Source organism: Mesorhizobium sp. USDA 4132, assembly GCF_056279545.1.
The window spans coordinates 2,705,815-2,724,533 of record NZ_JBWCCP010000001.1 but is presented as its reverse complement, the minus strand read 5'-3'; the positions used below and the strand labels follow the sequence as shown (position 1 = coordinate 2,724,533).

The following is an 18,719-nucleotide window of genomic DNA, read 5'->3' as shown; positions in this document are numbered from 1 at the left end:
GGACCTACCGAGACACGGGATCAGGGTCAGGAGGCTTGAAGGGCCTTGCGTGCGAGAATGATGGCGCCCGAGACGGCGTCTCCGTCGGCGGGCTTCAGGCGGCGGCGGACATCGGGTGCCAGCCAGGCCTCGAGCGGGCTCGACAGGCCGCCCAGCAGGGTAACGCGCGGAGCGCCCTGATCGAACAGCGTGCGGACCAGGGTGTCGATCTGTTCGGCGGCGCTCTGGACGATGCGTCGGCCGACGGAATCGCCCTGATCCGCATGCCGCATCACCATCGGCGCCAGCGAGGCATAGTCGGTGGCCGACGACCGGTCCATCCAGCCGATGGCTTCGTAAGGATCGTTCTGGAAACGTTGCATGACCTCGATCAGCAGAGCGGTCTTCTCGATCCGCCCGTCATGAGCCCGAAGCGCCAGCTGCACGGCTTTCAGGCCGAGATCTGCACCGCTGCCTTCGTCCGAAATGGGAAATCCGTAGCCGCCGAGGCGCAGGTCGCGGCCTTCCGCAAAACCGAGCCCGATCGAGCCGGTGCCGGCAATGACGATCGCGCCGTCGCGACCCGAATGCGCGCCGAGGCACGCGCCCATGCCGTCGCTGACAAAATCGATGCTGGCGAACGGATGCGGGATTGCCTTCAAGGCCTCGACGGAGCCCTTGCGGCCGGTGCCTGCAAGGCCGACTCCTACATGGGTGCGGGCCATCTCGTCGGGGCCGAACCCGGCTTCGTCCAGGGCGGCGTTAAAGGCGCGCGAGATCGAGGCCCAGGCCTGCTCGATGCCGAGCCGCGTCGTGGCAGGCCCGGAAAGACCCTGTCCGAGTACGGCGCCGGATGCACCCTCGATACGGGCGCGGCAGCCGGTACCGCCGCCATCGACACCCAGGAAAAAGTATTCGGTCGCGGCCGTCATGCGCTGAGCCGCTCGATATCGGCTCCGCATTGGCCAAGCTTGCGGTCCAGTTGTTCATAACCGCGGTCGAGGTGGTACACCCGGTTGATGGTAGTTTCGCCCGACGAGACCAGCCCGGCAAGCACGAGGGAGACGGAGGCGCGCAGATCCGTCGCCATCACCTGCGCACCCTTCAACGGCGCGCCGCCGCGCACCAGCGCGGTGGTTCCCTGGAGCGCGATATTGGCGCCGAGGCGCATCAGTTCCGGCACGTGCATGAACCGGCTTTCGAAGACGGTTTCGCGGATCAGCGATGCACCTTCGGCACAGGCCGCGAGCGCCATGAACTGCGCCTGGAGATCGGTCGGGAAACCCGGATAGGGCTCGGTGGTGATATCGGTTGCCTTCAGCGGTCCTTCGCGCGAAACGACAAGGCCGCGGTCGCTCGGCCAGATGCTGACGCCCATCGCCTCCAGTACCTGCACGATGGAGGCCATGTTTTCCAGCCGCGCGTTGGTGAGCTCCAGCATGCCGCCGGTGATGGCGGCTGCCACGGCGTAAGTCCCGGCCTCGATGCGGTCGGGGATGCCGTGATGTTTCGCCGGCTGCCAGGTGGTTGAACCCTGAACCAGGATACGGTGGGTGCCGGCGCCTTCGATGCGTGCGCCCATGGCGATCAGGCATGCGGCGAGATCGGCGACTTCGGGTTCGCGGGCGGCATTGAGGATTTCGGTTTCGCCCTTGGCGGCGGTCGCGGCCATCATCGCGGTTTCGGTGGCGCCGACGGAGGGGGAGGGAAGCACGATACGGCTGCCCTTCAATCCGCCCGGTGCCGAGGCGACGATCAGGCCGCTCTCGATATCAATGTCCGCACCCAGCGCTGCGAGCGCCTTGACATGCATGTCGACTGGACGCGCGCCGATGGCGCAGCCGCCGGGGAGAGATACGCGCGCCTGGCCGAAACGGGCAAGCAGTGGTGCGAGGACGAGCACGGTGGCGCGCATCTTGCGGACTGTGTCGTAGGAGGTTTCCTTCGAGACGATTGCCTTGGCGTCGACGATGGTGGAATGGCCGGTGCGGGTGACGGCCGCGCCATGCAGCTCGACGACCCCCAGCATGTTTTCCACGTCGCTGACCTGCGGCAGGTTGGTGAGCTCGACCGGGTAGGGGCTCAGCAGCGTCGCCGCGATCTGCGGGAGGGCTGCGTTTTTTGCCCCGGCAATGGTGACGGCTCCCTGGAGCCGATGGCCGCCGACGATCCGTAATCTGTCCATGACAAAACCTGTCAAAAAAGGCGCGGTGAATCTCAAATCATTCTATGCTTTCACGAAACTAAACCACCCGGCGCCTCTGTCAATCATTCGGAATTTTTTATTCCTTTGTGCGGCATTATCTGCGATAATCCATCCTTGGTTTAAGAATGGAAACGCTGTTGTGGACGGGCGTTGCGGTGATATCCTGCTCCATCGTCCCAACCCATCGCGAAGCTTCCGAAGGAACGCATGTCAGTCTTAAAGAAGATCAACGCGCAGCTCGAGGATATGGCGCCGGCGGACCGGGAGATCGGCCAGTTCATCCTCGACAATCCGGACCAGATGCTGCGGCTTTCCTCGGCAGCGCTTGCGGCGGAGACGGGGCGCAGCCAGTCGAGCGTCGTAAAATTCAGCCAGAAGCTGGGTTTTGCCGGATACCAGGAGCTGAAACTCGCGGTCAGCGAGGCGAAGGCGCAGGAATGGCATGCGCCTCCCGGCATGATCCACGGCTCGATCGAGGTCGGCGACAGCTACCTGACGATCCTGCAGAAGCTGATCGGCAGCAAGATGCTGTCCATGCAGCAGACGCTTGCGGTCAACAACGAGCAGGAGATCGAGCGGGCCCTGACGGCTCTCAACGATGCGCGACGCATCCATATGGCCGGGGTCGGGGCATCGTCGCTGGTCGCCCGCGATTTTTCCTACAAGCTGATGAAGCTCGGGCGCAACGTGCTGCATGACAGCGACAGCCATGTGCAGATGGCGAACGTCTCGACGCTCAACAGCCAGGACGTGCTGCTGGCACTTTCCTATTCCGGCACCAGTTTCGAGACGCTGAGGATCGCCGAACTGGCGCGCCAGCGGGGCGCAACGGTGATCGCCATTACCGGTCTCAACGGCAATCCGCTGATGCAGGCGGCGGATATCCGACTTTATACGGTCGCGGACGAGGAGCGGGTGCGCTCGTCTTCCATCACCGCGCGCGATGCGCAGCTGATGCTGACGGACTTGCTGTTCATCCTGCTGGTCCAACGCCAGCCGGATGCCAACGAATACGTCCACAACAGCGAACTTGCGGTCTCTGTCCTGAAGGCCAAGTGATCCCCGCGTTCAAGCGGCCATGCGATGCTTCAGGCGCATGACCTTGAAGAAACCATTCGGGAAGACGCGACGGATTTCCGCCACCTCGAAATCGCCTCGGCGCTTTGCCCATTCGACAATCCGGGCGATCCGGAAGGACGAGCTCCAGCCGACCCGGTGTACCAGCGGCGCGACGGCTTCCTCGATCGCCCCTTGCAGGCCTCGCCCGTCACCGAGCTTGCTCGCGACGATGATCTCGCCGCCCGGGCGTAACACGCGGGCGCACTCGTCAAGAGCGCGTTCGGGATCCGGAATCAGCGTGATGACGAAGGGCAGGCAGACGGCGTCGAACGAGCGGTCGGCGAATTCGAGGTTATGCGCATCCATGACATGCAGTGACTGGACATGGAAGAGGCCGGCGTGCTCGACCTTCTCGCGCGCCTTGGCGATCATGTGTTCGGAAAGATCTATTCCGGTAATGCGGCAGTGTTTCGGGTAGTACGGCAGTACGAGCCCGGTGCCGACGCCAACTTCGAGGATATCCCGTCCAACTTCGGCGGCGAGCCTCGCGACGGTGCGATGTCCGTCGCGCAGCAAGCCTCGATAGACCCGGTCATAGACCGGCGCCCACCGTTCATACACCTTCTGCTGATGTTCGGCGCTGTTGCGGATAACTGCCAAGATCGTCCCCTCCGGTTTGCCCTGCTCGGGCGAAAACTCAGGAGGAAAACGATAGTTCCGCTTCACGACGGTATTGCGACAGGGTTTTAGACGTCAGAGCGCGCGCATCGCGTCCATGAATTCTCTCGCCTTTTGCCCGATGGAGGCGATATCGGCACCGGGTTTGTAAAGGGAGGAGCCTATGCCGAAACCGGCGGTACCCGCCTGCGCGTAGACAGCCATGTTCTCGGGCGTGACACCGCCGACCGCCAGAACCGGAATGTCCTTCGGCAGTACCGCCTTCCATGCCTTGATGACATAGGGCGGGATGGCTTCTGCCGGAAACGCCTTGATGCCGCTGGCGCCGGCCTCGATCGCCGCGAAGGCTTCCGTCGGGGTTGCGACACCCGGCAGGCTCACCATACCGGCTGCGCGGCTGGCCTTGATGACTTCGACATTCGCGTTTGGCGAGATGATCACCTTGGCGCCGGTCGCGGCGACATCGGCGACCTGGGCCGGGGTCAGTACGGTGCCGGCACCGATCAGTGCCTGGTCTCCAAAACGCTTGACGAGCTTTTCGATGCTTTTCAGCGGATCGGGGGAGTTGAGCGGCACTTCAATGATCCGCCAACCCGCCTCGACGAGTACCTCGCCCACCGCTTCCGCTTCTTCCGGCTTGATGCCGCGCAGGATGGCGACGAGATTGCATGCCTTGAGCGCCTCTTGGAAAGTCATCTCGAAACTCCTTTATTGCGCGGCTTCGGCCGCGATCAGCATGATGCCGCGTTTGGCGGCGTTTTCCGGAGCGGGTTCGACCGTCAGGCCGAACAGGGGCGCGATCCGGCCGTAGCGGCTGTTGAGCACGTTGTTGCCGACGATGCCGATCGTATCGCCGTTCTTGAACCAGCCGGCAGCGCGGGCCTGGCGGAATTCCGAGCCGATGACGAGGCCGGAGACGTAATCGAGGATATTCTCGGGCTTCAATTTGCCGTCGAGAATGCCGGTGCGGGCGCTGAAGATCGCCGACAGGAAGGCATCGGCGGCGGCCGATTCGCTCGCTGCGAAGTCCGCCCCGCGATCGAAACTCTGCCAGTCCGGCTCGGCGCCCGGCTGCGGCTCGAGAGCCTTGGCGATGAACGAATGTTTGGTCAGAAGCGAAAATACCTCGCCGGTCGCGTAGGTCTGGAAACCGTCGATGCGGTTGTCCTTGACCCGTGCCCATTTGCTATGGGTGCCGGGGAGGACCAGGGTGCGTTCGCGCCCGAGGCCGTAGCCGACGATCTGGGTTTCCTCGCCACGCATCACATCCGGAAAGGGTTTTGCAGCCGGATCGCGCATGCCGGGCAGGAAGGTGATGACGGCGCCGTTCTGAAGAATAAGTTTGCGCGTGCCGGCGGCAAGCTCGGCGATCCCCCCGGGCGTGTCCACATAGGGTACTTCGACCCAGCCGTTGCGGCTGGTGATCATGCCGCTTGCCAGGACGGGCAGGGGGCCATGCGCCGAAAACCATTCGCCCACGGTTTCCATCAACGCCTGCTCGAAGGCGCCGTTCTTGACGAACTGGATGCCGCCGCTCGATGTATCGCGGGTATCGAGCGTTTCGCCTGTTTCTGAAACCAGCATGGCGCGCAGCGAGCTCGTTCCCCAATCGAGGATGATCGAGGTGGGTTTTGGCATGGTCACATTTCTCCCGAAGCGGCTTTCGCCCCTTCGATAGCCCGTGACGTATCACCCTGTCGAGAGGCGAGCCGGCGGAAACCGGCGGCGATGTCGGGCGTGACGAGATTTGTCTGCGCCCCGAAGATCTCGAGCGCCGTCTTGTAACGCTCGGCGAGCGCGGCGTGGCCGACGATATTGATTTTCCTCGGTTTGTCTTGCCCAAGCGCTTCCGAGATTTCCGCGCCGATCATCAGGCCGGTCAGATAATCGGTGATCTCTTCCGGCGCCAGACGATCGAACAGGACCAGGCTGCGCGCTGAAAAGACGCGGGCGAGGATGCGGCCGGGTAGGGTCTCTTGTTCAAGCGCTGTCTGGACCCCGCGGCGAAAGGCGTCCGGGCGCTCCTCGTAGGCTGCCGGGATGAGGCGCGAGACAAGCGAATCCTTCTTGAGCAGATTGAGGATTTCGCCCGACATGTAGGTGGTGATCGCGGTGATGCGACCGCCTTCCATCGTCACCCATTTGGCATGAGGACCGGGCAGCACGAAGATGCCGTCGGTTTCCGTGAGGCCGAAGAGCGACATTTCCTCGCCGCGCATCACGTCGGGCAAGGGTTTGGTTTGGGCGATGCCGGGCAGGAACATCAGCGGCGGCAGGCCTTCGACCTCATGCGTAGTGGCCTGCGCCAATAGGTCTCCGGGGCCTGCCGGCACTGGGGCGAAGGGGCTTTCGACCCAGCCGTTGCGGCTGGTGACCATGCCGGAGAACAGGATTTTTTCCGCCTTGTCGATCCAGTCGCCGAGTTCTTCGCGGAGTGCGGTTTCGAAACCGCCGGCCGTGACCTTGGTCGTGCCGCGGTCGCTCTTCTTTTCGCCATGCACCGTGGTGTCGTCGAGAAGCAGTGCACGGAAGGCGGCGGAGGTCCATTCGATTGCAATATACATGGGGGAATCATCCTAATAGGCGGGTTTGACCGGGAACCAGTCCTTGCGTTCGGTATCGAGATAGGCGCCGGCAATGCCGGATACGCTGTATTTTTCGAGCAGTTCGACATCCACTTCGACGCCGAGACCCGGGCCTTCCGGCACCTGGAAACGGCCGTCCTTCAGGACCGGCGGATTGGGCGAGATATCGCCGCCGAGATAGGCGCGTTCGGTATCGATGGCGATCGACATGTTCGGCAGCGAGGCTGCGAGATGAATATAGGCCGATTGCGACAGGGCCAGTTCGGCGCCCGAATGCAGCGTCACCGGAATGCCGACCGATTCGCAGATCGCCGCCGCCTTGATCGTCTGCCACAGGCCGCCGGCCTCGTGCGGATCGAGCAGCACGACATCGGCTGCATTGGCGCGGATGATGTTGCCGACATCGGACAGTGTATAGGCGCTTTCGTCGAGCGCGATCGGCACCGTGGAGCGGGCGACGAGCGCCGCATGGCCGGCGAGATCGTCGAGCTCCAGAGGTTGTTCCACATAGGCAGGGTCGAAAGCCTTCAGTTTTTCGAGCTGGCGCTTTGCGGTCGCCGGGTTCCAGGCCCCGTTGACGTCCAGTCGCAGCGGGTGGTCGCCGATCACCTTGCGCGAGGTCTCGGCGAGCGTGATGTCGCTCCTTTCGTCGAAGCCGATCTTCACCTTGAAAGTCGTATAACCGAGATCGAGGAAGCGCGTCAGCCGCTCCGAGAGACCTTTGGGGTCGTTGGTGAAGAGATAGGCGGCGGCCTCGACATCCTTGCGCCAGCGGCCGCCCCACATGGCATAAAGCGGCAGGTTCGCCTGTTTGCCGAGCGCATCCCACATCGCCATTTCCATGGCGCAGATAGCCATCACCGCTGCGCGCTTATGGTGATAGAAGCCGGCGCCGAGCACATGGCGGTGGAAACGTTCCGCATCCGCGACCGGGTATCCGATTGCCAGTGGTGCGACGACATCGGCGAAGACTGCGGGCACATTGGCGATCAGCGAGATTGTCTCGCCCCAGCCGATGATCCCGGCATCCGTCTCGATGCGGCAGATCAGCCGGGTCGTGCCGATTCGCCGCCCGGAACCCCAGAGAATGTCCTCGGTGAACGGCATACGGACCAGCCAATGGTCCACTTTGGTGATGCGCAAGATATCCTCCCATGGACGGCAACTTCCTCGCCGCTTCAGTTTCACTGTTGACATGGAACTTAGTTCCAAGATAACTCTCTTGGCAAGAGCGAGGCGGCGTGCTGTGGGAGCGGCATCAAAAATCGTCGTCCAGGGAGAGGGCATGGCCAAGGTACAATTGGAAGCGATCGACAAGGATGTCGCCAATGATACGGGCGGCGTTCCGGGTGTTCAGGCGCTGACGCGCGGCATCCAGATTGTCGATGCCGTGGCGGCCGAAGCCCGCGGCCTGCGCTTCACCGAGCTGCTCGACCAGACTCAATTGCCGAAGGGCACGCTGCACCGGCTGCTGCAGGCGCTGGTCGACGAGCGGCTGCTCCACTTCGATACCCGCGACCAGGTCTACCGGTTGGCGCCGCGGCTGTTCCAATGGGCTCATAAGGTGTGGGACAATTTCGATCTGCGCGGGGCTGCCGAACCGGAACTGGCGCGGCTTCGCGACCTGACCGGCGAGGCGATCCGTCTCGGCGTGCTCGACGGCGGCAGCGTTCTTTACATCGACCAGCGGGAAGTGCCGCAACCGCTGCGCCTCAACAATGGCGTCGGCTCGCGCGCAGCACCGCATGCCAGCGGCCTCGGCAAGGCGATCCTGGCGCATCTTTCGCTCGAAAAACGCCGCGCGCTGCTCGACGGCATCGAACTGGAGCGACTGACCCCGAACACGATCGTCAATGCCGAGGAGCTGAGCCGCCAGCTCGATCTTACCAAGGCCCGCGGTTACGCCGTCTCGGTCGATGAGCAGCATATCGGCATTTCCTCGGTCGCCGCACCCGTCCTCAACCATCGCGGCGAACCGATCGGCGCGATCGGCATTATCGGCCCATCCTTCCGGCTGCCGGTCGACCGGCTGCACGCTTTCGGCCGCGACGTCATCGAGGCGGCGCGCCGCACATCCGGTAATTTTGGAGAGTTTCCCATGTCGCTTGCGGTCAAGCCGCGTCCTCTCGGCCCCGATCGCGCCGACGTGCGCTGCGTCATTCCGGCAAGCACGTTTCTCGGCGAGGGTCCGCACTGGTCGCCCGAGCACAACAAGCTTTATTTCGTCGATATCCTGGCGCCCGCTGTCCATACCGGCGACCCCGCCAAGGGCACCTATACATCCATGCAGGTGCCGGAACTGATCGGCTTCGTCATCCCTCGCTCGCGCGGCGGCTTCGTCGCCGCCATGCATGGCGAGATCCGCGGTATCGATCTTTCGACCGGCGATATCACGACGATCTCGCGGCCTGAAGCCGATCGTCCCGGCAATCGCTTCAACGACGGCAAATGTGACCGTCGCGGCAGGCTTTGGGCCGGGACGCTCGCGATCGACACGACGCCGGACCAGGGGCGGCTCTGGAGGATCGACCCGGACGGTCGCTCGCGGGAGATGGATCGCGGTTTCCACGTCTCGAACGGGCTTGGCTGGAGCCCCGACGACCGTACCTTCTACTTCACCGACACCAATCGGCAGACGGTCTATGCCTATGACTTCGATATCGAAAGCGGCGAAGTCGCCAACCGGCGTGTGTTCATCACGGTACCGGAGGCCGAGGGCAAGCCGGACGGCATGACGGTCGATGCGGAAGGTTTCGTCTGGATTGCCCATTGGGACGGCTGGTGCGTTACCCGCTACGACCCGCAGGGCAAGGTGGAGCGGGTGATCAACCTGCCGATCCCGCGCCCGACGAGCTGCGTCTTCGGCGGTGCCGACATGCAGACCCTGTTCGTGACATCCGCCCGCATCCGGCTTTCGGCAGCGCAGCTTTCCGAAGCGCCGCTCTCGGGCAGTGTGTTTTCCATCGATACCGGCATCAAGGGCCAGGCAGCCCAGATGTTCGCGGGCTGAGAACTCAAGAGATACCCATGGCCAAGCTTGAACTCAAAGACATCCGCAAATCCTTCGGTTCGGCCGAAGTTCTCAAGGGAATCGACCTGACGGTCGAAGACGGCGAATTCGTCGCTTTCGTCGGTCCGTCGGGCTGCGGAAAATCAACGCTGCTGCGTCTCATCTGTGGTCTCGACGAAATCACCTCGGGCAAGATGGCGATCGACGGGGAACTGGTGAACGACGTGCCGCCGGCCAAGCGCGGCATTGCCATGGTCTTCCAGTCCTATGCGCTCTATCCGCATATGACGGTTGCCGAAAACATGGGTTATGCGCTGAGACTCGCTGGCACGCCGAAGCAGGAGATCGATGTCCGCGTCGTCCAGGCGGCCAGGAAACTCCGCATCGACACCTATCTGGAGCGCAAGCCCCGCCAGCTTTCCGGCGGTCAGCGCCAGCGCGTCGCGATCGGCCGTGCCATCGTGCGCGAACCGCGCATCTTCCTGTTCGACGAGCCGCTTTCGAACCTCGACGCCTCTCTGCGCGTCGAGATGCGCATCGAGATCGCCCGGATGAAGGATACGCTCGGCACCACCATGGTCTATGTCACCCACGACCAGATCGAGGCGATGACGCTGGCCGACAAGATCGTCGTGCTGAATTCCGGCCGCGTCGAACAGATCGGTTCGCCGCTCGACCTCTACAACAAGCCGGTCAACCGCTTCGTCGCGGGCTTCATCGGGTCGCCGCGGATGAATTTCCTGAGCCTCGGCGCGAGGAAGGGCGAAGGCGTCTTTACTGTTCCGGGCGGAGAAGTGCGTCTGCCGCGCGACCTGTCCTCCGCGCCGGCAGAGATCGGCATCCGGCCGGAGCATGTGGAGCTGGTGAGCCGTGGCGCCCCGGATTCGCTCGCTGGGACCGTCACCATGACCGAACATCTCGGCAGCGACACCTATGCCTATGTGGCGCTCGAAGGCTCCGATGAGATGGTCGTCGTGCGCCTGTCCGGCGATCGCGCCGTCAAGCGTAGCGAGCCGATTGGCGTCCATGTCGACCCGGCGATGATCCATGTCTTTTCCGCCGATGGTCTTTCGCTCGCCTCCGCGCGTCCCGTTGCCCTGGAGGCCGCATGACCATCCATCCCGAACTCATTGCAAAGGTTGAGGTCGAGGCCGCGACATATCCGAGCCTCAAGGGCAGGGGCGTGCTGATCACCGGCGGAGGATCGGGCATCGGCGCGTCGCTTGTCGAGCATTTCTGCGCCCAGGGCTGCAAGGTCGGCTTTCTCGACCTTAATGCCAATGTGGCCGACGAGACGGCCGAAACAGTCGGCAGGAAGATCGGCAATACCCCGTTCTATCGTGCGGCGGATCTGCGTGACATCGACGCCCTGAAGGAAGGGATCGAGGCACTCCGATCCGAGATCGGCCCTATCCGAGTGCTCGTCAACAATGCCGGCAATGACGATCGCATGCCGCTCGAAGACGTGACGCCGGACTATTGGGACGAACGGTTCCAGACCAACCTGCGCCATCAGTTCTTTGCTGTTCAGGCGGTCGTGCCGGAAATGGCGGAGGCTGGTGGCGGGTCGATCATCAACATGGGCTCGATCTCGTGGATGCGTGGTGCTGCCGGGCTGATCTTTTATACGACCGCCAAATCCGCCGTCATGGGCATGACCAAATCACTCGCCCGCGAACTGGGGACACGCAATATCCGCGTCAATTCGATCGCGCCCGGCTGGGTGCTGACCGAGCGTCAGGTGGAGCGCGCCAAGCGTGTCTATCAGGGCAAGTTTTCCGAATACCTTGAGGTCCAGTGCCTCAAGGAGCATCTGCTGCCGCCCGATATCGCCCGCATGGCGCTGTTTCTGGCGGCAGACGATTCCCGCCTCATCACGTCACAGACATTCATCGTCGATGGAGGCGTCGTCTAACAAAGGCAAGGCGGATACGGCGCTCGCCGCTTGACCTTTTTCGGGTTGAAACAGAGTTCCATCATCATCGTTTCGGGAGGATCTGATGAACACCTTTACCAGACTGATCGGCACCGCCGCTGTCGCGCTTGCGCTCGGCTCCGGTGCCGCCAAGGCAGCCGATCTCAGCTTCATGAGCTTCACTTACGCGGAAGAGGCCAACAAGGCGATCGTCCAGGGTGTCCTGGACAATTTTCAGAAGGCCGAGAAGCTGACGGTCGAGCCGCTCGGCTTCGCCTGGGGCGACATGCAGAAGAATATCTTTCTGCGCGCCCGGTCGAAGACCCTGCCCGATATCGCCCAGCTTTCCGAACGCTGGCTGCCGACCTTCGCGAGCCTCGACAATCTTGTCGACCTGAACACGGTCTACGGCAAGGACAAGCTCCAGGCGGCTTTCGCGCCGGATGCGCTCGCCATGGGCAATATCAACGGCAAGCAGCTTGCGCTGCCGCTTCTGTCCGGTTCGATCGGCATGGTGGCCAATAAGGAAGTGCTTGCGAAGGCCGGCATCAATGACGTGCCGAAGACCGTTGACGACTTCAAGAAAGCTCTGATCTCGGTACGCGACAAGGTGCCCAACTCGGTGCCGTACTCCATGGCGACCAAGAACAACGGCTCGATCCTGATCGACTTCATGGTCTGGAACTGGGTACATGGCGGCCGGATCATCGATGACGCCGGCAAGGTCGTCGTCGACAGCCAGCAGAGCCGCGATGCGCTCGGCTTCATGGTCGGCTTGCTGAAGGACCGCCTGGCGGCTCCGGAAATAGACCGCCCGGACTCGCGCCGCCTGCTGGCGCAGGGCGCTTCAGCGTTCTATCTCGACGCGCCGCAGACCCGGACTTTCCTGCGCGATTTCTCCGGCAAAGGCCAGGCCTTCGATGCCAACGTGCTGCCGATGCCGACACCTGTGCTGAAGGCTGGTGACAAGTCTGTTTCTGTCCAGTGGGGACATCTGCTTGTGCAATTCGCCGCCGCCGGCAAGGCCAAGGCGGATGATCCGGCCGACAAGTTCCTGACCTACATTATTTCGGACAAGGTGCAGACGGACCTTCCGTTGAAGATGAGCGCGCTGCCGGTCACCAAGTCTGCCCGCGCGGCGGTTGCCGACGACGCCTATCTCAAGAACTGGTCGGCTGCGACGGGAGACGCCCGCCGCAACGAAGTCGGCATCTGGTCCAATGCCGCCGATCTCACCAACATCATCGGCGAGGAAGTGCAGGGCGCGCTGCTCGGCCAGAAGTCTGCCGACGATGCCATCAAGTCCATGCAGGCTCGGCTGACGACCAGCATGGAGAAGGCGAAGAAGTCGGAATAGTTGAGGAGATCCCCCTCACCCGGCCTCCGCTTCGCTCGGCCACCCTCTCCCCCAGGGGAGAGGAGGAACGGAGACGCTACGGCAGGCTCCTTCTTCTCCCCAGCGGGGAGAAGGTGGCCCGAAGGGTCGGATGAGGGGGTGGCTTCCATGCATGGAAGCCTTGGAAGAACCATACTTAGGAAATGACCCAATGGCCGTGATCGAAAACAATGTCGGAGCCTATCCGGTCTCGCCGCATGCGAACCGCGGGGGCCTGAAAGCCGGGCAGAACCGCATCGGGCTGCTTCTGCTGCTGCCGGCGGCGATCGCCTTTGCCGCGGTCATCCTTTATCCGTTTCTGTCGGCGCTTGGCCTGTCGCTGTTCGAATACACCGTCGAGATGATGGAGCCGCGTTTCATCGGCTTCGAGAATTTTTATAAGATCGCGTCGGACCCGGATGTCTGGGCGGCGTTCTGGACGACGGCCATTTACGTGGTGTTGACGACAACGGGCACGCTGGTCGCCGGTCTCGGCTGGGCGCTGATCATGAACCAGCAGTTTGCCGGCCGTGCGGTGCTGCGATCGCTGTCGCTGCTGCCCTGGGTGCTGCCCTCGACGGTCAGCGCCTTCATCTGGGGCTGGATCTTCAATTCCCGTTACGGCGTGCTCAACGCCTTGCTGATGGAACTGGGGCTGATCGACTACCCACAGGCCTGGCTGTCGACGCCTGAAGGCGCGATGCTCGCCGTGGTGCTGACCAAGATCTGGCTCTCCATCCCGCTCTTCATGTCGTTCTTCCTGGCCGGCCTGCAAAACCTCGACAATGAGCAGATCGATGCCGCCCGCGTCGACGGCGCCGGAAACTGGGCCGTGCTGCGCGACCATATCCTGCCGCATCTGCGCCCGGTCCTGATGATCGTCGTGGTTCTCGGCGTAATCGGCAATCTGCAGCAGTTCGATACGATTTATGCGCTGACTGGCGGCGGACCGGTGCGGGCGACGACGGTTCTCTCCGTCGAGGTCTATCGCCGCGCTTTCGAGCAGTGGGATATCGGCTTTGCCTCCGCCGTCGGCGTGCTGTGGGTTGCGGCGCTCCTGCCGCCTGCCTTCCTCTATCTGCGCATGCTGGTGAAAGGAAACTGAGATGTTCGACCTTTCCTCCCGTCAGGCAAAAATCGTCTTTTTTGCCGCCCTTGCGGTGATCGGCTTCTTCCTGTTCTTCCCGCTCTACTGGCTGGTGATCTCGTCGCTGAAGGCGAATGCCGAGCTCTACCGGGTCGTGCCGACGCCGTTCCCGACCATGCCGAGCCTTGAACATTTCATCCGGGCGCTGACTGCCGGCAAGCTGCCGATGTACCTGACGAACAGCCTGATCACCTCGACCTGCAGCGCCGCGCTGGTGACGCTGCTGGCGCTCTATGCCGGCTTCAGCTTCGCCAAGTACCGTTATTTCGGTCGCCAGCCGGTGATGTTGTTCATGCTCTCTGCGCAGATGTTCCCGTTTGGCCTGCTGCTGATCTCCATCTATCCGCTGATGAGCGAGTTGAACCTGCTCGACACCCGGCCGGGGCTGATCCTCAGCTATATCGTCTTTGCGCTGCCGGTCTCGACCTACATGCTCTACAGCTACTTTTCCCAGGTTCCGGACGAACTGATCGATGCGGCGCGGGCGGATGGTGCGAGCGATCTCAGGATCTTCCACACGATTGTCATCCCGATCTCGATCCCGCCGATCGTCACGGTGTTCCTTTATTCCTTCATGTGGTCCTGGAACGACCTTCTCTACTCGATGACGCTGATCGTCTCGGACGAGAAGCGCACCATCGGGCCGGGCCTGCTTCTCACCTATCTCAACGAGGTCAATTCCGACTGGGGCGGCGCCATGGCGGCATCGCTGATCGCGTCCGCACCCATCGTCGCGGCCTTCATGTTCCTCCAACGTTATTTCATTCAGGGCGTCACCGCCGGAGCAGTCAAATGAGCAAGATCCTTGCCGGGGCTTTCCCCGTTCTTCCCACACCCTTTCGCGACGACGGATCGATCGACGAGGCGGACTTCCTGTCGATCATCGATTTCGCGCTGGAGAGTAATGTGGACGGCGTCGTGTATCCTGGTGTCGCCAGCGAAGTGGACACGCTGACGCCGGAGGAGCGCAAGCGGCAGGTGGAACTGCTGGCGGAGCGGATCGGCGGGCGCATCCCGATCATCATCGGCGCCAGCGATCCGGACGCGAAGGCTGCGGCGAAACATGTGGCGCAGGCGGCCGAGATCGGGGCAGGGGCGGCCATGGTGATGGCGCCATTGTCTCTCGGCAACGACATTGCCGCTCAGACCGCCTATTTCAGGGAAGTCGCTGCCAATGCCGGCGTGCCGATCATGCTGCAGAACCAGCCGAAGCCGATCGGCGCGGGGCTGACGCCGGAAGAAGTGGCGGCGGTTGCCAATGCCGTGCCGGAAATTCGCTACGTCAAGGAAGAGACCGCGCCCTGCGGACAGCATCTGACCCGGATCAAGGCGGCGGCCAACGGTTCGCTTGACGCGATCTTCGGCGGCGCGGGCGGACGTTACGTTACCGACGAACTGGCGCGCGGTGCCGCCGGCACCATGCCCGCCGCCGAGCTTGCCGACATCCACGCGCTGATGATCCATGCCTGGCAGAAGGGTGATGTGGCGACCACCCGCAAACTTTACAACGTTTCGCTGCCGCTCCTGAATTTCCAGGCGATCTTCCGCATGCACATGACCAAGGAGGTGCTGCGCCGCCGCGGTGTGATCAAGCACACCTTCGTGCGCGGCAAGGGGCCGAAATTCGACGAGGGCGATGCCAAGGAACTGGCGTTGCTTCTGGCGGAGGCCGATCTGCCCTATACCAATCACAAGCCCAATTGAGCCGGAACCCATGCCAAAAAACGTCGTCGATGCGATCGTCTCGGTCGAGACCTTCATCATCTCCATTCCCCGCGAGGTGCCCTATCTCGGGCCGCTGAAAGAGGGCGAGGCGATCAACGAGCGCGGTTACCTGATCCGCAAGGGCAACCGCACCATCTATCCCTCAACCGACATGACACTGCTGATCAAGGTCACCGGCGAAAGCGGCAAGGTCGGCTGGGGCGAGTGTTATGGGATCGTCGCGCCGGAGGCGACCAAGGCGATCATCGACGACGTGCTCGGCCCGGTCATCATCGGCCGCGATCCGGGCGATGCGGCGGTCATCCACGAGGACCTCTACGACCTGATGCGGGTGCGCGGTTTCTTCGGCGGCTATTATCTCGACGCGCTGGCGGGCGTCGACATTGCGCTCTGGGACCTGACCGGTAAGAACCTCGGGGTGCCGGTCTCCACCCTGCTCGGCGGGCGGCGGCACGATACGATCCGCGCCTATGTCTCCGGGCTGCCGAAAGCGACGCTGAAGGAGCGTTGCGATGTGGCCGTCCATTGGGTCGGCAAGGGCTACAAGGGCATCAAGTTCGCGGCGGTGGTTTCCGAGGAGGATATCGTCAAGGAAATGGCGGCTCTGCGCGAAGCGGTCGGTCCGAGCATCGACCTGATGGTCGACCTGCACTGGAAGTTCGAGGCGGGCGAAGCGATCCGCATCATCCGGCGGCTGGAGCCCTACAATCTCTATTTTGCCGAAGCGCCGGTACAGCCGGAGAACCTCGAGGGGCAGGCGCGGGTGGCGGCAGGCATCGGCGTGCCGCTGGCGCTCGGCGAGGAATTGCGCACCACCTACGAATACAGGCCACGGTTCGAAAAGCGGGCGATGAGCATAGTGCAGCCGGAAATGGGGCATACGGGCATTACCGAGTTCATCCGCATCGGCCAGATGGCGCAGGCCTTTCACATGAACATCATGCCGCACGCGTCTATTAGCGTCGGCATTTTCATGGCGGCGAGCCTGCAGGCGTCGTCGGCGCTGCAGAACGTGCCCTATCACGAATACCAGCACTCGATCTTCGACCGGAACCTCACCTATACGAAGGGCGACATGGCGTCAGGCGAGGGCACCTATGTGGTGCCGACCGGTGCCGGTCTCGGCGTCGAGCCGAAGGAGGAAGTGTTCGAGTTTGTCGTCAGACGGTGACAGGATCGACGTCGACTGTTGAAGGGGCTGTCGCCGGACGGCGACTGGGCGCAGCGCCTGAGATCATCACCGTGCGGCATCGCGGAACGCTTCGAAGATCACCCGGTGGCCGGCGTCGTTGGGGTGGGTGATGTCGGGCGAGGCGAGAAGTCCGTCGCCGTGCTCCATCATCCTTTCGTAGACCGGGGCATAGAAAACCGGGAATTGCCGGGCAAGCTCGCGGACCGCTTCCACATAACGCTCAAAGCCCTGGCGAGTCTGGCCGGTGAACCCTGCGCTTCCAACCGAGAACCCGGCATCCGGAATATAGGGTGGGCTACCGATCGCGATCCTTTGCCCGTGCCCGGCGGCGAGCAGCCCCTTCAGGATACGGCTATAATCCCGCACGAAGCCTGCAACATTCATGGTTTCGGGGCCCGCGGTGTAGCGGGCGTCATTGTAGCCATAGAGGATCAGGATCGCGTCCTCGTGCGGTCGATCAAGAAGTGATTCAACAAACCTTCCGACTCCGTTGTTCGGCCTCGGCTTTCCCTCGGCGAGCCTCGAGCCCTGCAACACCGTTCCCGGAATGGCGTGATTGCGGATCGGGAAGCCATCGACCGCACCGGCAAACAGAGCCGGCCAGGCGAGTTCGGGGCGGGAGGCGTTGAAGCCGGCGGTGATGCTGTCGCCGAATACGCGGGTGCCGGAAATTGAAAGCGATTTCAGATGCTCCGCAAATATCATCAGCTTTTCCTTCATTTTCCCGCTTGACAGCAGCCGGTGCAATCTTGTTTATACGTATTAGCTGCTAATGCGCATTAGCAGTCAAGAGGAGACAGGGAGGATGTTGCGTGGCTGCGCCTAAGCGTTTGACCCAGCACGATATTGCGAAATTGGCCGGCGTCAGCCAGGCGACCGTTTCGCTTGTGCTGAACGGCGCACCGACAGCTCTGGCGCGTATTCCGCAGGAGACCCGCGAGCGCGTCCAGCAGGTCATCCGCACCACCGGTTATGTTGCCGATCCCATCGCGCGTCGGATGGCGAAGGGGCTCAATCGCATTCTCGGCGTGTTCACCTACGAGCCGGCGTTTCCAAGCGCCCAGGCAGACTTCTTCACGCCCTTCCTGCTCGGCATCGAGGAAGAGGCGCAGATCCAGAATTACGACCTTCTGCTTTTGACAGGGGCCGGCGTCGGGCAGGATCGAAAAATCTTTGCCGACGGCAACCGCCTGAGGATCGCCGATGGCTGTCTTGTGCTCGGCCGTGAATTCGACCGCGCGGAGCTGACGCGACTTGTATCCGGCGACTATCCGTTCGTGGCGATCGGCCGACGCGAGGACGCCGGCGGGCCGGTTCCCTATGTCGGCGGCGATTATGCGAACGGCACGCGGGCGCTCGTCGAGAAGGCAGGAGCGCTCGGGCATTCGAAGCTCGCCTATATCGGCCCACCGGGACCGGCGGAATCGACTGCCGATCGGTGGTCGGGCTTTGATGGTGCTCTCGGCGACGGTCTTGAGCTTGTCCTGCATATCGAAACGGCGGGACGTGCGGCAGACGAGATACTGGACGCTCTTTTCGGCAGCGGTGCGACTGTCGCCTTCTTTGTCGAGCTCGCCGATGCGGTGCGTGTCGAGGCGGCTGCGCGCGCGCGTGGCCTGTCCATCCCCGGTGATTTTTCGGCCGTCGTGCTCGGTAGCCATATCCGCGCGGAACGCAGCCATGTGCAATTCACCGCCTTCGACATCCCCCGCGAGGAGATGGGCCGGCAGGCGACAGCCATGCTGGTGCGCCGCATCGAGAGCGGCGATGCCGGCCAACAAATTCTTCTGACCTGTGAACCGGTCGAGGGGGAAACCCTTGGACCCGCAAAAAGACGGACATGATCAA

18 protein-coding genes are annotated in these 18,719 nt (G+C 62.8%); 10 read left to right on the top strand and 8 right to left on the bottom strand.

The annotated features are described in order from the left end of the window. Positions 1-26 precede the first annotated feature (26 nt). Together ACZ9IU_RS13865 and murA are read right to left on the bottom strand one after the other, a co-directional pair. Entirely contained in the window at positions 27-911 is an 885-nt protein-coding gene (locus ACZ9IU_RS13865; protein WP_038543853.1) for a glucosamine kinase nucleotide-binding domain-containing protein, read from the bottom strand. Then, complete coding sequence (gene murA / locus ACZ9IU_RS13860; RefSeq protein ID WP_038543849.1) at positions 908-2,164, bottom strand: UDP-N-acetylglucosamine 1-carboxyvinyltransferase; 1,257 nt, start codon at positions 2,162-2,164, stop codon at positions 908-910. Before murA ends, ACZ9IU_RS13865 begins: the two co-directional genes overlap by 4 nt. Positions 2,165-2,392: 228 nt before the next feature. On the opposite strand from murA, the gene ACZ9IU_RS13855 reads away from it, so the two are divergent. Next, complete coding sequence (locus tag ACZ9IU_RS13855; protein WP_038543847.1) at positions 2,393-3,244, top strand: MurR/RpiR family transcriptional regulator; 852 nt, start codon at positions 2,393-2,395, stop codon at positions 3,242-3,244. Positions 3,245-3,253: 9 nt separating this feature from the next. Here the strand turns inward: ACZ9IU_RS13855 and ACZ9IU_RS13850 are convergent, their stop codons facing one another. The 5 genes from ACZ9IU_RS13850 to ACZ9IU_RS13830 all read right to left on the bottom strand — a co-directional run bounded on the left by ACZ9IU_RS13850 (position 3,254) and on the right by ACZ9IU_RS13830 (position 7,650). Beyond that, the gene (locus tag ACZ9IU_RS13850) at positions 3,254-3,904 is read right to left on the bottom strand and encodes a class I SAM-dependent methyltransferase (protein ID WP_038543846.1); all 651 of its coding nucleotides are present in this window, start codon (positions 3,902-3,904) and stop codon (positions 3,254-3,256) included. Between the two features lie 93 nt (positions 3,905-3,997). Next, entirely contained in the window at positions 3,998-4,618 is a 621-nt protein-coding gene (locus ACZ9IU_RS13845; protein WP_038543844.1) for a 2-dehydro-3-deoxy-6-phosphogalactonate aldolase, read from the bottom strand. Positions 4,619-4,630: 12 nt separating this feature from the next. After that, complete coding sequence (locus ACZ9IU_RS13840; protein ID WP_038543841.1) at positions 4,631-5,560, bottom strand: 2-dehydro-3-deoxygalactonokinase; 930 nt, start codon at positions 5,558-5,560, stop codon at positions 4,631-4,633. A 2-nt stretch (positions 5,561-5,562) separates the two neighbouring features. Next, positions 5,563-6,486 (bottom strand): 2-dehydro-3-deoxygalactonokinase, encoded by a 924-nt coding sequence (locus ACZ9IU_RS13835; protein ID WP_038543839.1) that lies wholly within the window; start codon positions 6,484-6,486, stop codon positions 5,563-5,565. Positions 6,487-6,498: 12 nt separating this feature from the next. After that, positions 6,499-7,650, bottom strand: coding sequence for a mandelate racemase/muconate lactonizing enzyme family protein (locus ACZ9IU_RS13830; RefSeq protein ID WP_038543836.1), 1,152 nt, complete (start codon positions 7,648-7,650; stop codon positions 6,499-6,501). Positions 7,651-7,792: 142 nt separating this feature from the next. Between ACZ9IU_RS13830 and ACZ9IU_RS13825 the strand changes: the two genes are divergently transcribed. From ACZ9IU_RS13825 to ACZ9IU_RS13790, 8 genes are all read left to right on the top strand, one after another. Then, the gene (locus ACZ9IU_RS13825) at positions 7,793-9,517 is read left to right on the top strand and encodes an SMP-30/gluconolactonase/LRE family protein (RefSeq protein ID WP_051899750.1); all 1,725 of its coding nucleotides are present in this window, start codon (positions 7,793-7,795) and stop codon (positions 9,515-9,517) included. 17 nt (positions 9,518-9,534) lie between these two features. Then, positions 9,535-10,629, top strand: a complete 1,095-nt coding sequence (locus tag ACZ9IU_RS13820) for an ABC transporter ATP-binding protein (protein WP_038543834.1) — start codon at positions 9,535-9,537, stop codon at positions 10,627-10,629. Continuing rightward, the gene (locus ACZ9IU_RS13815; protein WP_051899749.1) at positions 10,626-11,432 is read left to right on the top strand and encodes an SDR family NAD(P)-dependent oxidoreductase; all 807 of its coding nucleotides are present in this window, start codon (positions 10,626-10,628) and stop codon (positions 11,430-11,432) included. The genes ACZ9IU_RS13820 and ACZ9IU_RS13815 overlap by 4 nt, the downstream gene beginning before the upstream one ends. 85 nt (positions 11,433-11,517) lie before the next feature. After that, positions 11,518-12,789, top strand: a complete 1,272-nt coding sequence (locus ACZ9IU_RS13810; protein WP_038543833.1) for an ABC transporter substrate-binding protein — start codon at positions 11,518-11,520, stop codon at positions 12,787-12,789. 190 nt (positions 12,790-12,979) lie between these two features. Continuing rightward, positions 12,980-13,912, top strand: coding sequence for a carbohydrate ABC transporter permease (locus ACZ9IU_RS13805; RefSeq protein WP_051899748.1), 933 nt, complete (start codon positions 12,980-12,982; stop codon positions 13,910-13,912). 1 nt (position 13,913) lies between these two features. Continuing rightward, positions 13,914-14,750 (top strand): carbohydrate ABC transporter permease, encoded by an 837-nt coding sequence (locus ACZ9IU_RS13800; protein ID WP_038543831.1) that lies wholly within the window; start codon positions 13,914-13,916, stop codon positions 14,748-14,750. Continuing rightward, positions 14,747-15,658, top strand: coding sequence for a dihydrodipicolinate synthase family protein (locus tag ACZ9IU_RS13795; protein ID WP_038543828.1), 912 nt, complete (start codon positions 14,747-14,749; stop codon positions 15,656-15,658). Before ACZ9IU_RS13800 ends, ACZ9IU_RS13795 begins: the two co-directional genes overlap by 4 nt. Before the next feature lie 10 nt (positions 15,659-15,668). Continuing rightward, positions 15,669-16,850: a mandelate racemase/muconate lactonizing enzyme family protein gene (locus ACZ9IU_RS13790; protein ID WP_038543827.1), complete on the top strand. Its 1,182-nt coding sequence runs from the start codon at positions 15,669-15,671 to the stop codon at positions 16,848-16,850. Between the two features lie 66 nt (positions 16,851-16,916). Here the strand turns inward: ACZ9IU_RS13790 and ACZ9IU_RS13785 are convergent, their stop codons facing one another. Then, entirely contained in the window at positions 16,917-17,576 is a 660-nt protein-coding gene (locus tag ACZ9IU_RS13785; RefSeq protein WP_038549350.1) for an SGNH/GDSL hydrolase family protein, read from the bottom strand. Positions 17,577-17,683: 107 nt separating this feature from the next. Between ACZ9IU_RS13785 and ACZ9IU_RS13780 the strand changes: the two genes are divergently transcribed. After that, positions 17,684-18,715, top strand: a complete 1,032-nt coding sequence (locus tag ACZ9IU_RS13780) for a LacI family DNA-binding transcriptional regulator (protein WP_038543825.1) — start codon at positions 17,684-17,686, stop codon at positions 18,713-18,715. Positions 18,716-18,719: the final 4 nt, after the last annotated feature.